Raw genomic sequence first — 14,230 nt, forward strand, 5'->3', positions numbered from 1 at the left:
CTCTATCTGCCCTCCAGCGCGTTGAAATCAATACGCGGGTCAACCCATGTCAGCGTCAGATCGCTGACCAGCTTGATGACAAGTCCCAGCAATGTGAAAATATACAATGTCGCGAACATCACCGGATAATCACGGTTCAACGCCGATTCAAAACCGAGCAGCCCCAGCCCGTCCAGCGAGAAAATCGTTTCGATCAGCAGTGATCCTGTCAGAAAGATACTCATCAAAGCCGCCGGAAATCCGGCAATCACAATCAGCATGGCATTGCGGAACACATGTTTATACAGGATACGTTTTTCCACCAGACCTTTTGACCGCGCCGTCAGCACATATTGTTTATTCAGCTCGTCCAGAAAAGAGTTTTTGGTCAAAATCGTCAGGCTGGCAAAACCGCTGATAACCAAAGCGGCAATCGGTAGAGCCAGATGCCAGAAATAATCCAGAATGCGTTTCGGCCAGCTGAGATCATGCCAGTTATCGGAGACCAGCCCGCGCAAGGGGAAAATATCCCAATAGGTTCCTCCCGCAAACAAGACGATCAGCAAAATCGCAAACATAAAGCCCGGAATGGCATAGCCGACAATAATAACACCGCTGGTCCAGACATCGAAGCGCTCGCCGTCGCGCACCGCCTTTTTGATACCCAGCGGAATGGAAATCAGATAAATGATCAAAGTGCTCCACAAGCCGAGGGAAATCGAGACAGGCAGCTTGTCCTTAACCAGATCAATCACCGCGCGATCCTGATAATAGCTGGTGCCGAAATCGAATTTCAGATAATTTTTGATCATCATCATAAAGCGTTCGCCCGCCGGTTTATCGAAGCCGAACTGGCGTTCCAGCTCTTTGATAAAGGCGGGATCAAGCCCCTGCGCACCGCGATATTTGCTTTTTCCGCCCGAGACTGCTGCCGTTTTATGCTGCAAATCCTGCTGCATGGAGAAATCTTCACCGCCACCGCCGGAAAAGCGTTCGGTCGCCGAAACGTCATTGCCCTGAATTTTGGCCAGCATCTGTTCCACAGGGCCGCCGGGCGCGACCTGCACAATCAGAAAATTCAGCAAAATGATGCCCAGCAGCGTCGGAATCATCAGTAACAGCCGCCGGAGGACATAGGCTCCCATATTTTAAAACAACTCCGATTTTTTCATTTTCCCGTATTATAAAGGATTTCCGCCTATGTGGAAGAATAATAACGGAGAAAAACCATGCATTTGACAGAAAACTGTTGACATAATAAGCTATTTTTCATATATTAATGAAACGTTAACGCAGGACGAAGGGTGAGTCGTGCGCAAAGGATTTTAAAAGCTCTGTTTTCAAAAAGATAAGAGCAAAACGGCAAAGGTAAAATTGAGGGGAAGAAACAAATGTTTGTAAAACTCGTATTAGGTGCGGCAGCGGAAAAAGCTTTTAAAAAAGCAGGCGGCATTGACGGCCTGACGGAAAAAGGCAAAAAAGCGGCACAGCGCCTGTCCGAACATGGGCAGAACATCAAAAAAGCCATCAACCATAAAAGCGTTGAAGAAGGTGCGGAAACAGTCGGAACCGTTGCCGGAGATGTTGTCGATGTCGCCAAAGACGCCGGACAGGTGACGCTGGAAATTGCCAATGAAACCATTGGCGATTTGAAAAACGGCTGGGGCCGCGCCAAAGAAATCTTCGGTGCCGCAAAACAGCCGAAAACAGAGGATAAGACAGAACAGAATGATACGCCGTATGAAAATACAGCATCCGATATTCTGCAAATGTTTGAAGCAGGCACACAGGACGCGGAAGCCGTCAATGCACTGGTTGAATACCTGACAAAAGGCTACCACTTCACAACGGAAGAAGCGGACAAAGTTTTCGAAGCTGTCGAAAACACAAACCTGTCGGCAACGGATAAGGAAAAGCTGCAAGAAGCGGTTATCGAACAAACGGAAGACACCAGACCCGGCCGCGGGTTCCTGATGAGCCGTCCGCACAACAAGAAAACAATGTAATTTTGACGTTTTAAACACGAGAAAAGGGTAAAAAAAATGGGCTTGGTAAAATTCGCAGTACAACAGATCGCTATGGCTGCTATCACACGGGTCTCCAGAACGGCCGGTGACGAAATCGGTAAAGCCGTTGTGAAAGAAGGATCAAAGAAAATCGCTGAAAAAGTCGTACAGCGCGGTGAAGACGGCAATATCACGATCCCGACCAGCCTTGGCGGCGTTCTTGATATGGTGAAAAAAGGTAAAGGCAAAGGTAAAACGGTTGTCACCTCGCATGGTGAAGTCGAAGTGCCCGAAGTCAAGCAGGCACCGGTCGATATTTCCGGCGGCAGCACCAATACGGTCGACAAGCTGGCCAAAACAGCGGAAGAATTCGGCACGGTTGCCAAAACGCAGGTTGACGGCGCCACGGAAAAAGGCAAAAAGCTTTTCGGCGGATTGCTTGAGAATGCCAAAAAAGTCGGCAACGCTGCTGCAAAAGGCTACAGCAAAGACAAATAAGAACAGGTTTAGGCTTTTTTAAGCCCAGACCATGAATTGTTCTTTACGAATACGTTCATCCAAATTCAGATCAGGATCAAATAACAGGGTCAGGGAAACTTTACGGTCTTCCCTGATCCTGACTGATTCCGCATCACGGATCTCGGTAAAATCCGCAACCGCGCTGACAGGGCGGTCTTTCGGATTGATAATCTCCAGCTTGATATCACAGCTTTCAGGCAGTAATGCGCCGTTCCAGCGGCGCGGGCGGAAGGCGCTGATCGGTGTCATCGCCAGAATATTGGCATTCAGCGGAATAATCGGACCGTTTGCCGACAAATTATAAGCGGTGCTGCCTGCGGGGGTTGAAACAATCAGCCCGTCGCAGACCAGTTGTTTCATCCGCACGACATTATCAATGACGATTTTTATTTTTGCCGCCTGCCGCGTTTCCCTCAGTAGCGAGACTTCATTAATGCCCCAGGCATCATGGGTTTCGCCCTTCACGGTCTTAATCGTTGCCTTCAGCGGATGCAATGTCACATGATGCGCCTTTTCAAGGCGTTTCAGCAAACCCGTATCGCGGTATTCATTCAGAAGAAAACCGACGGAGCCACGGTTTAACCCGAAAACAGGCGTATTATGCCCCAGCTTGATGACTTCATGCAGAACATGCAGCAGCGTGCCGTCACCGCCCAGCGGCACAATCACATCCGCCTCCTCCATCGTGCCGACAATATGTTTTTGATAGGCTTTCGTTAGAGCCGCAGCTGCTTCCTGCGCCTTTTTTGTTCTTTCCGCCGCGAACAAAAAAATCTTCATGGCTTTGCTTTCCTGTATTTACTTCACTAATCTATATCATGCGACAAAGACAGTGCAGGTACAAGAAGATAGAAGGATAAGGCATGGAGGTTATCATACGCAGCGCCGATATCGGGGACGCCGAAGAGATTGCCACAGTGCATACCCGCGCATGGCACGAAAGCTATCACGATTTGATTGACCGGAGCTTTCTGAAAAACGCGATCACGCTGGAACGCAACCTGCCGCGACGGATCGCCGCATTGGAAAAAGCGGCAACCGGACACGGGCACCCGCATTACGTCGCCATTCTGCCCGGCCAGAGCATTGTCGGCTTTGCCTGTTGCGGCAAATGGCGTGAGTCGGGCGGGCTGACAGAACCGGAGGGCGAAATTTCCGCCATTTATCTGCTGGACAGCGCAAAACGCAAAGGTATCGGCAAAAAGCTGTTCCTTGCCTGCGCCCGTGACCTGCTTGAGAAAAACATGAAAACCATGGCGCTGTGGGTTCTGCAGGAGAACATACCCGCACGCAGATTTTATGAAGCCATGGGCGGGCGCTGTGTTAAAGAAAACACCCCGCTGACATTCGGCGATCAGGAATATCTGGAATGCGCCTATCTCTATGACGATCTGACGCGTTTTAAAGCCTGAAGGTTTACGCCTGCGGCTCTTCACCGCCGGGTTCTTCACCGCCTTCAACAGCCGCATCCAACCCGCCAAGCGGATCAGCACCGCCTGCCTGCGGTGTTTCCGCAGCCGGTTGCGCCGCGCCGCCTTCCGCAGCAGGTGCAGCTTGCGCTGCTTCTGCGGCGGGTGGGTTTTTCGCAGGCTCGCTGATCGTGATGCCGCCCTGACTTTCCAGCATGGCTTTTTGGACGGAATCAATCATATCCGTCACCATCTCGTTAATAACGGCGCTGACCGATGCTTTTTCGACATCACCTTTATCTGCCAGATCCGCAACGCGGCGGCGGATTTCCGAACGTGCCGAACCGCCGGGGAAGTTCGCCGCCAGAAGACGCCGTGCCTGCGCCGCCCCAAGGCGTGAATACAGACGGTTCCGCATCGCCACATCCTCGGCAGATGTCGAGAAGGCCCAAAGCTCAATCGGCCCCAGCGTATTGATCAAATGCTGTTCATAACGGCCATCCGTCGTACCAAGAACCAACAGACAAGGCGCACCACCGGCACGCGGACCTGTCAGACGGTTCCGGATAATCCAGCGGGCCGTTTCCGTCAAACCAAAGCGCTGCTGCGCGGCATCAACGGCACGGTCACTGACCGCAGTACCCAGAATCCAGACACCCGTGGCCAGATCGACCATGTCATCGCTAAAGTCATCCAGCAGCTGCGAGGCAAGAATAATCTGAATACCGCGTTTACGCCCCTCACGCACGTCACGTACGATCTGCGAACGCACCGATTTCGACCCGGAGGTCCGGTGAAACTCATCGTAACAAAGACGTTTCGGTGTCTCGGCAATATCGCGCATGATGGCTTCATGATAGGGACGGTAGAGTTCGGGCATGTCTTTCAAAATTTCCTCATTCACCCACCAGCGCGTCACCAGCGCGTGACGTGCCAACATGTACATAATAGCTGTCTGGCGATCCGCCGTTTCATCCCCCTGCGGGCAGACATCGGCCAAATCCAGTGCACAGACGCGGTTTTCCGCCAGCGAGAACTTCGTCACCTGAGAAAGAATCGGAAATTCCCGCACCGCCGAGGTAATCATCCGCTCGAAAGCATGGATAACACCCTCGGAGCTCGCGCCGATCGAGGTTTCCTCCAGCAGGTTTCTAATCTGCGGACGACGTGCGGCCGTTACGGCATCCGGCAGAATCGGCATCGCATTACGCTGCGCCAGATTGGCCTCGAAAGTCAGGCCTTTCTTGAACAGCGTATCCACGATATCCCACCAATAAGCACCGGGTTCCGGCTGAATATCATTTTCCATCAAAATACTGTCAACCGCCGCATCAACACGCGGCAGATAGGCGCGCGGCTCCGCATTGGTTTCCTTATCATTCCGGAAGCGGAACATTTCATCCACGACAAAGCTTGCCAGCTGGGAAATACCGTCATAAGGCTCGGCGTGGCCGGCCGGCGTACACAGAAGCGACAGCATTTCCACAAGGAAGCTCCGCTCGGAGGCCTGCGGCACACGCAGACCAAGCTTTGTATCAAAGGGGTTGATCGCATAATCGGGCGTCATCTGCAAGCGGAACGAGACCGCCTCGTGACGGCGCGACGGCGGCAGAGCATCACGGAACAGCGAAATCAGACCCGCAGAAGACGGCCCGATATCAATAACCGCCACATAAGGCAGGTTCGAGATACCGGTCGTCAGACAGGTTCCCAGATTCAGCGTATTCATCAGAACCGATTTACCGCCACCGGGCTGTGCGAAAATCAAGTCAAACCATGTCGTTGTGACGTTCGTTCCCGTTTGGTAAAGCCAGAGACGTCCGTCCGGCGTTCTCAGAAGAATCGCCCCCGTTTCAAAGGGTGAGGACGCACGCTGCCACGGCATCAGTTTCATAATTTCATACATCGGCGCAACAGCCGCAGGCGCCGTCGAGGCACAGGCGATCCCCATCGCCGAGGACATCAGACAATCCAGCGGATCACCGGCAATCTGCGAAACCTGACAATAACCCCAACTCTCCGTCGCCTGAATCAGCAGTGACAGCCGTTCCTCCAGCAGATCCATATCGCCTTTCGGCGCCCATGTTGCAAAGGAAATACGGACTTTCACAACCGGCTCACTCCGTGCCAGCTCCGTCAGCCCCTCAATTGAATCTTTAATCATATGGTTATCGGCATTGGTAATCGCCAGCAGAGACGCGGCAAAACCAAGCGCCGCCATACCTTGCGCACCGCCGCCTTCCACAAGATAGGAAATACGGAACGGGAAACGCATCTCGGACAGACGGTTCAAAAGCTGCGGAAACGGCGCGGGCTCCATCGGTGCCAGAACCATATCGACACCGCCCCAGATATATTGCCCGAATTCGACAATGCGGTCATTGATCATCCGCGCCGATGTTGACGTCAACTGTTTGGGCAAAGACGGCCACAAAAGTGCCGACATGTCTTTACGTGATTCCGGCGCACGCGGCGGAATACGGTCACCGGGAAGACAAGGCTTCCAGCGGCTGTTCATACCGGCCTGATAAAGATTGACACGCACGGCGCGCATTGCGTCATGGACTTCCATTTCCGCCGCCTGCAAGCCGACCTCTTGCAGGGCTGTCAACATACCGCCGACATAACTTTTATGACGGTTTCTTAAGGAGGAGATCGCCGCAAAGGGGTATTGCGCCCCGGCGGCTTTAACCCATTTCACATCTTTGGCCATCGCTTTTTCACGCTGCATATCCGTTTTGGTCAGCGAGCTTGCCCGCGTCCACAGCACAAAATAAATTTCTTCCGAGGCCAGATATTTCGGCAGAACGCGGCTGCGCTCGTCAAAAATATCATCAATTTCCATACCGACATTCCGCGCCGCCATCTGGCTGGGGCGCAATATTCCGCGGATCTCTTCCTGAATACGTTCCGGATTACGCGTGAAATAAACCTGCAATGCATGACCGGGACGGTCAAAACGTGCACCCAGTTTCACGACACAGGCGTTCAGGATATTTTTATATTCTTCCTCACCGATAATCTGCCTTGCGCCGTCAATGCGCAGATAGCTGACCAGCGACCCGTCACTGGCGACCATTGTCGTTTCATCATCCGAGGTTTCAAGACGAATGAAAGATTCGACCGGTTGGCGCAGAATGCCGACGATCGGTTTAAAAATATTGTCAAAGATACCCATGAATTTTCCGGTGCCCAGTTATTGTTGTTCGGTTTTGCCCTGTCGGTGCTTTTACGCATCCGTCATACAGGATAACAAATTTTCGCCTGCTGAAAACGCCTTAAATGAAAGTTTTTGCAGTTATTTCGAAAATATTGCTATATTATGTACTGCAATCCTTAAACATTTATAAAAACGCCGCAAGAAAAGAGAGAAAACGATGACCTATCAGGGCGACGCGCATCTTGAAACACTTTTAAAAGCATCCGATAGCCGTTACACGGTGAAAGAAGTTTACGACATTGTCAAAGCCGTTCTTGCCACGCCGGAAAATCCGACAGACCCGCAAGGCTGGACAAAACTGGTTGCGGAAAAAGCGGATGACGCGCTGAAAGAGCAGCTGGATGCATTAAAGGGCGATGTAAAGAAATCCCTGAAAAGCGACAGCCGCAGCATTCCCGAGCGCGTTGCCTCGCTGCGCAAAGAATTCGCCAAACAGAGCGTCAGCGGCTTTTTTATCCCCCGCGCCGATGAATATCAGGGCGAATATGTCCCCAAAAGTGCCGAACGCCTGAAATGGTCGACGGGCTTTACGGGCTCCGCCGGACAATCGGTGATTCTCGAAGACAGCGCCGTCTTTTTAACGGATGGACGTTATACGCTGCAGGCCAAGGAAGAAGTGCCGCAGGAAATTTTTGACCACCGCGACAGCCACGGCAAAACCGATGACGGCAAACCGCATCTGGAAGACTGGCTGATCGGCCATGCCAAAGGCAAAGCCATCGGCTATGACCCGTGGATGCATACGGTCAAAGATGTCGAACGCCTTGAAAAAGCCGTCACGGAAGCCGGCGGAAAGCTGGTTCCGCTCTCTGAAAATCCGGTAGATCTGGCCTGGCAAAACCGCCCTGCCGCACCGGTTTCACCGACTGTGGCGCATGACCTGCCCTATGCCGGAAAAGCTTCTGCGGACAAACGCAAAGATATCGCTGCGACATTAAAATCCAAAGGCGCGGATGCCGTGGCATTGACCATGCCGGAAGATATCGCATGGTTGCTGAATATTCGCGGACGCGACGTGCCCTGCACACCGCTGCCGCTGTCTTTCGCCGTTGCGCATAATGACGGCAGCGTTGATCTGTTTATTGACCGGCGCAAGCTTTCCGCAGGTCTGGCGGATCATCTCGGCAAAGATGTCCGCATCCATGACCGCGACGATTTTACAAATGTGCTGGAAAAACTGGGCCGTGAAGGCAAAGCCGTGATGATTGACCCCAATTTGTCACCGAAAAAAGTCGAAATGGTGCTGAAGCAAAGCGGCACAAATAACATTATCGAAGCCCCCTCGCCCTGTCAGCTGCCGAAAGCGATGAAGAATAAGGTGGAACAGGCGGGCACAATCGCCGCCCATATCCGTGACGGCGTTGCCTTAACGCGCTTTCTGCACCAATTGTCAAAACCTGACGTCGTGAAAGAAAACAGCGAACTCAGCGCCTCGAATATGCTCTATGATTTCCGCAAAACCGGCAAAGACTTCCGTGATCTTAGCTTTGACACGATTTCCGGCGCCGGATCAAACGGCGCGGTCATACATTACCGCGTTACCGAAGACAGCGACAAACCGCTGAATGCAGGCCCTGTCTATCTGGTTGATTCCGGTGCGCAATATCTGGACGGCACCACAGATGTCACCCGCACGGTTGCGGTCGGTCCCGTCACAGATGAAATGAAAGACCGCTTCACGCGTGTTTTGATCGGCCATATTCAGGTGGCCATGTCCGTTTTCCATCCCGACGAAAAAAACGGTGAGGAACTTGACACGAAAGCACGTGCCGCCCTGAAAGACATCAACGAAAATTTTGCCCACGGCACCGGTCACGGCGTCGGCAGTTATCTGTCCGTGCATGAAGGCCCGCAAGGCATTTCACCGCGCGCCACCACGCCGCTGCAGCCCGGCATGATCGTTTCCAACGAGCCCGGCTATTATAAAGAAGGTGAATACGGCATTCGTATCGAAAGCCTTGTACTGGTGGAAGATGCCGGAAAAGACGCAAAAGGGCAGAATCTTGTTAAATTCAAAACCCTGACAATGGCACCGATTGACCGCAACCTTATTGATGAAAAACTTCTCGCCAAATATCCGGAAGAACTGGAATGGCTGAATGCCTATCATCAGGAAGTGCGCGAAACGCTGCTGCCGCATCTGGAAAAATCCGATCCCGAAGCCGCCGCATGGCTGAAAGACGTGACCGCACCGCTTTCGGTAAAAAACGGCAAAAGCGCCAATGACCCAAAACCGCCGGCACGTGCCGGCGGCAAAAAAGCGCTCTGAAAATATTTGACTTTTTTTCTGCCGTAAAATATTTGTACAATCAGGTATAGACTTCCTGAATGCGAAAGGAGGCATTATGCCTGATGAGAAAGAAACTTTTTCCCTGTTAAGCGATGATATGGTCAGACCGGCAAATTTAAAAGGCAAGACACTTGAGGGACTTCGCGGCAAAGCTGCCGCGATTGTCGAGAACCCGAAATTCACGCGCTTCATCACCTTTCTCATTCTGTTAAACGCCGTTACACTCGGGCTGGAATCCAGCCATCTTCTGGATACGGATACGCTTTACAACAGAACGATCCTGCTGGTTGATCATGTGATTGTTGCGGCATTCTGTGTCGAGCTTGCGCTGAAACTTTACGCCTATCGCTGGAGCTTCTGGCGCGAAGGCTGGAATATTTTCGATTTTATCATCGTCGCCATTTCCGTTGTCCCGGCAACCGAAGCCTTCAGCGTTATCCGGACACTCAGGGTCTTCCGTCTGCTGCGCCTGATTTCCGTGGTGCCGCAAATGCGGCGGGTTGTTTCCGCACTTTTCCACGCTCTGCCGGGGATGGGATCGGTTGTCGCCGTCCTGCTGGTTATCGTCTATGTGGCGGCCATTCTTGCCACGCAGATTTTCGGTTCGCATCCCGATCCGGTTATCCATGAGCTGTTCGGTGATTTGTCGAATTCCATGTTTACCATGTTCCAGCTGATTACCATGGAAAACTGGCCCGACGGCGTTGCCAAACCGACCATGGCTTATTTCAAATGGTCCTGGGTTTTCTTTATCCCCTTCATCATCGTCACCAGCTTTACGGTTCTGAACCTGTTTATCGGTATCATTGTCGATGCTTTGAGCATTGTGCAGGAAAAAGATGTTGAAGATGAAAACACCAAATTGCGGCGGGAAATCCGTGAACTCCGCAAAGACATCATTCATTTGCATGAAGCGATCGGCCAGCTCTCTTCGGCCAAGAAAAAGACGAAGTAACCCCGTTTATTTCGCTGAAGGTTATTTTACCCAGGCAATCCGCAGAATATTGGTGCTGCCCGGTGTCCCGAACGGCACACCTGCGGTAATGACCAGACGCTGACCGTCAACGGCGATGTCCTGTTCCTTTGCCATGCGGATGGCCTTTTCCACCATATCGGCGAAATTATCGACATCCTCGGTATGAACGGCATGCACGCCGTAAGACAGCGACATGCGCCGCGCCACATCCAGATATTCCGTCAGACACAGAATCGGCACGGGCGGTCTTTCCCGCGCCGTCCGCAAGGCAGTCGAACCGCTGGTCGTGTAATTGACAATCGCCGCCGCACCGATGGAGGCCGCAATCCGGCAGGCAGAGGCGGTAATCGCATCCGATGATGTTTCCTCAGGATCAGGGTGTTCCGCATCCATAATTTTGCGGTAAAGCGGATCCTGCTCCACAAATTTGGCAATCTTGCGCATCATTTCCGCTGCTTCGACCGGATAATCCCCCGCCGCCGTTTCCGCCGACAGCATCACCGCATCCGCACCGTCGTAAATAGCTGTGGCCACATCCGAAGCCTCCGCCCGCGTCGGGGTCGGGGAGGTAATCATCGATTCCAGCATCTGCGTCGCAATAATCACGGGCTTTCCGGCATCACGCGCCACACGCACGACGCGCTTCTGAACCGAGGGCACTTCCTCCGCCGGAATTTCCACACCCAGATCACCCCGCGCCAGCATCACGGCATCGGACATCTCCACCAGTTCCTGCAAATATTGCAGCGCCGAGGGTTTTTCCAGCTTCACAATCAGCTGCGCCCGCTTGTTCAGCACTTTGCGCGCCTCCGCCACATCTTCGGGACGCTGCACAAAAGACAGCGCAATCCAGTCAACGCCCATACCGACCGCGGCTTCAAGGTCTTTCAAATCCTTGGGGGTCAAAGGCGAGGTTTGCAAGATCACATCGGGCAGATTAACGCCTTTGCGGTCGGAAATCTTTTTCCCCGCAACACATTCCGCCTCGACAAAATCCTTGCCCTTTTTGATAACGCGCATTTTGACCTTACCGTCATCAATCAGCAGATGCGCCCCCACCTCCAGCGCTACGATCACATCGGGATGCGGCAGGCAGACACGTGTTGCATCCCCCGGCGTTTTATCCAGATCAAAGCGCATCACATGGCCTTTTTCCAAAGCCACCGGCCCGTCTTTAAAAGTGCCGACACGGATTTTCGGCCCCTGCAAATCGGCAAAGACACCGATCGGGCGGCCTGTTTCCTGTTCCAGTTCACGAATAATGCGGATGCGTTCGGCATGATCGGCATGATCGCCATGGCTGAAATTCAGCCGGAAGACATCCACCCCGCCATTGTGATAGAGATCACTGATCATTTCTTTGCTTGCACTGGCCGGACCAAGTGTGGCGACAATGCGCGTCTGGCGATAGCGTCTTAAAGAATCCTGATTTTCAGACATCACTTCTTTACTTCCCTCTTGATAAAAAAATTACCTTTGCCACTTAACACTCTACGACAAACGCTTCACAAGCTTCAAACACAAAAAATCATCTACCGCACGCATTTCTCCCGGCGTGACCTGTTCATTCTCATAAACAATACCCGCCCCGTCAGGCAAATAGCCGCGCCGCACGTAAAGACGCTGCGCCGCACCATAATCACGGTACAGTCCGACCCCGATACCGATTTCGCCATAGCCGCGTAATTTTGCCGCCGCTTCGCAATGGGCGACCAGCGCCGCGCCGATTCCCTGCCGCCGGAAATCCGGCGCGACGAATAAATCCTGAATTTCGGGAATATTCATTTTGCGGAACGGGCGGTAATTGGGCGTAAAAACCAGATGTGCATAGCCCGCGGGTACGCCATCGCAATCCGCGATATAAAGCCTGCGCTGACCGCTCTGATGTTCCGTGAAACAGCGTTCGAAATAGCCGCTTTCCCGTGCGCGGGTTTCAGGGCGGATATTATAACAATCCGCCACGCCGGCCTCGTCAATCTCGCGGATTTTGACCTCGCCTGCCACGTTTTGTTACTGCCCTGTACCGTTTTTCAGCTTCGCGGCTTTTTCCGCATCGATCCACCATGTATCAATAATGCCGTCTCCATATTTCGATGGCTGTTTCGGAAAGCCGAATTTGTTCCAATAAGCCAAACGGAAATAACCGATATGCCATTGCGGCACCACATAATGATTCCACAGCAAGACCCGGTCCAAAGCATGAGTGGCTGCCACCAGTGCTTCATAATTCTCTGCATGAATCACTTGTTCAATCAACGCATCAACAACCGGGTTTTTGATCCCGATTATATTGCGGCTGCCTTTTATGTCAGCATTTGCCGAATGCCAATAATCACGCTGTTCATTCCCAGGCGACAACGACTGACCAAATGTATGAACCAGCATATCAAAATCAAAACTTTCCACCCGCTCCTGATACTGACTGACATCAGTAATAATACGCAGCTTCGCCTTCACACCGATTTTTTCTAAATTCTTAATAAAAGGCCCGACCCAGCGTTCAAAAGCAGGAAGAACAAGCAATATTTCAAATTGCAGCGACACACCGTTTTTTTCGCGTATGCCTGTTTCCTTATTCAAAACCCAGCCGGCTTTCTCCAGAATACCGGCAGCTGTCCGCAGATTTCTACGTACACTCGTACCACTACCATCCGTCATCGGCGGCTCATATTCTTTTGTAAAGACTTCCTCGGGAATCTGTCCGCGGAATTCCTGCAGAATATCGAGTTCCTTGCCTTCCGGCAGCCCTGATGATGCCAGTTCCGAATTGGAAAAGAAGCTTTTTGTGCGCTGATAACTGCTATGGGCGAATTGCTTGTTTGACCATTCAAAATCAAACGCATAGGAAATCGCCTCACGCACGGCGCGCTGGGCAAAAAACGGGCGACGGATATTAAAAGCAAAAGCCTGCATCCCCGACGGCAATTCATGTGCTTGTTCACGTTTGACAATCCGCCCATCTTTCACAGGCGGTGCATCATAAGCTGTTGCCCATAGTTGCGCGATACTTTCATTTTTAGCGTCATATTCTCCAGAAAGAAAAGCCTGATGCGCCACCGTCCTGTCACGATAATAGGTAAAAACCAGCTTATCAAAATTGTAGCGGCCTTTATTGATGGGAATGTCTTTCGCCCACCAGTCTTTCACACGCTCATAAGTGATTTCCTTCCCCGGCTGAACCTCGGTTATTTTGTACGGCCCACTGCCCAACGGCGGCTCAAGGGTTGTGCTGCCAAATTCCTTACCCTCCCAGTAATGTTTGGGCAAAATAGGGAGTTGTCCGATAATCAGTGGCAATTCGCGGTTACCTACAACATTAAAAGTGAACAAAATACTGTATGGGTTTTCGGCCTCGGCCTTGGAAACATTCGCATAATAAGCGCTAAATTTCGGGTGTCCTTTTGCCATCAGAATCTCAAAACTCCATTTCACATCTTCTGCCGTCAGCGGTTTGCCGTCATGCCAGCGCGCCTGTTTGCGCAGTTTGAAACGCACCCAGCTACGGTCTTCCGCCATTTCAAAACTTTCCGCCAGATTGCCGTATTCGGTAAAGGGTTCGTCACGCGATTCTTCCAGCAATGTCTGATACAACATTTGGCTACCTGCCGCCGGGATGCCACGTAAAATAAAGGGATTTAGATTATCAAATGTGCCCACAGCATTCATATGAAGTTTCCCGCCTTTTGGCGCATCAGGATTGACGTAATCGAAATGCGTGAAATCCGCCGGATATTTCGGCGTGCCATGCATCGCCATAGCATGGGCGGGGCCGATAATCTTGCCTGCCAATGCGCTTTCGGTCTGCGGCATCGTTTTCTCCGCAGGCGTCTC

The 14,230-nt window shown here is 52.1% G+C and carries 10 protein-coding genes and 1 pseudogene; 5 read left to right on the forward strand and 6 right to left on the reverse strand.

Going from position 1 to position 14,230, the window contains the following annotated elements; all coding sequences use genetic code 11:
- Window positions 1-2 precede the first annotated feature (2 nt).
- The gene (locus tag HND56_09910) at window positions 3-1,124 is read right to left on the reverse strand and encodes a microcin C ABC transporter permease YejB (protein QKK05985.1); all 1,122 of its coding nucleotides are present in this window, start codon (window positions 1,122-1,124) and stop codon (window positions 3-5) included.
- 246 nt (window positions 1,125-1,370) lie between these two features.
- Here HND56_09910 and HND56_09915 point away from each other — a divergent pair, with 246 nt between their 5' ends.
- Together HND56_09915 and HND56_09920 are read left to right on the forward strand one after the other, a co-directional pair.
- Window positions 1,371-1,985 (forward strand): hypothetical protein, encoded by a 615-nt coding sequence (locus HND56_09915; GenBank protein ID QKK05986.1) that lies wholly within the window; start codon window positions 1,371-1,373, stop codon window positions 1,983-1,985.
- A 36-nt stretch (window positions 1,986-2,021) separates the two neighbouring features.
- Window positions 2,022-2,483 carry a hypothetical protein gene (locus HND56_09920; GenBank protein ID QKK05987.1) on the forward strand — a complete coding sequence of 154 codons (462 nt, stop codon included), beginning with the start codon at window positions 2,022-2,024 and terminating at the stop codon, window positions 2,481-2,483.
- Between the two features lie 18 nt (window positions 2,484-2,501).
- Here HND56_09920 and HND56_09925 read toward each other — a convergent pair whose 3' ends face one another.
- Window positions 2,502-3,284 carry an NAD kinase gene (locus HND56_09925; GenBank protein ID QKK05988.1) on the reverse strand — a complete coding sequence of 261 codons (783 nt, stop codon included), beginning with the start codon at window positions 3,282-3,284 and terminating at the stop codon, window positions 2,502-2,504.
- Between the two features lie 83 nt (window positions 3,285-3,367).
- Here HND56_09925 and HND56_09930 point away from each other — a divergent pair, with 83 nt between their 5' ends.
- Complete coding sequence (locus tag HND56_09930) at window positions 3,368-3,916, forward strand: GNAT family N-acetyltransferase (protein ID QKK05989.1); 549 nt, start codon at window positions 3,368-3,370, stop codon at window positions 3,914-3,916.
- Window positions 3,917-4,115: 199 nt separating this feature from the next.
- Here the strand turns inward: HND56_09930 and HND56_09935 are convergent.
- A pseudogene (locus HND56_09935) lies at window positions 4,116-7,091 on the reverse strand (type IV secretion protein IcmB).
- A 199-nt stretch (window positions 7,092-7,290) separates the two neighbouring features.
- Here HND56_09935 and HND56_09940 point away from each other — a divergent pair.
- Together HND56_09940 and HND56_09945 are read left to right on the forward strand one after the other, a co-directional pair.
- Window positions 7,291-9,402: an aminopeptidase P family protein gene (locus HND56_09940; protein ID QKK05990.1), complete on the forward strand. Its 2,112-nt coding sequence runs from the start codon at window positions 7,291-7,293 to the stop codon at window positions 9,400-9,402.
- Between the two features lie 118 nt (window positions 9,403-9,520).
- Window positions 9,521-10,378 (forward strand): ion transporter, encoded by an 858-nt coding sequence (locus HND56_09945; protein QKK06619.1) that lies wholly within the window; start codon window positions 9,521-9,523, stop codon window positions 10,376-10,378.
- A 21-nt stretch (window positions 10,379-10,399) separates the two neighbouring features.
- Here HND56_09945 and pyk read toward each other — a convergent pair whose 3' ends face one another.
- The 3 genes from pyk to HND56_09960 are packed head-to-tail and all read right to left on the reverse strand — an operon-like array spanning window position 10,400 to window position 14,209.
- Window positions 10,400-11,839, reverse strand: coding sequence for a pyruvate kinase (gene pyk, locus HND56_09950; protein ID QKK05991.1), 1,440 nt, complete (start codon window positions 11,837-11,839; stop codon window positions 10,400-10,402).
- Between the two features lie 51 nt (window positions 11,840-11,890).
- Window positions 11,891-12,403, reverse strand: a complete 513-nt coding sequence (locus HND56_09955) for a GNAT family N-acetyltransferase (GenBank protein ID QKK05992.1) — start codon at window positions 12,401-12,403, stop codon at window positions 11,891-11,893.
- Window positions 12,404-12,409: 6 nt separating this feature from the next.
- The gene (locus HND56_09960; GenBank protein QKK06620.1) at window positions 12,410-14,209 is read right to left on the reverse strand and encodes an ABC transporter substrate-binding protein; all 1,800 of its coding nucleotides are present in this window, start codon (window positions 14,207-14,209) and stop codon (window positions 12,410-12,412) included.
- Between the last annotated feature and the right edge of the window lie 21 nt (window positions 14,210-14,230).

Source organism: Pseudomonadota bacterium (genome assembly GCA_013285465.1).
Taxonomy (GTDB): Bacteria; Pseudomonadota; Alphaproteobacteria; order Micavibrionales; family CSBR16-224; genus CSBR16-224.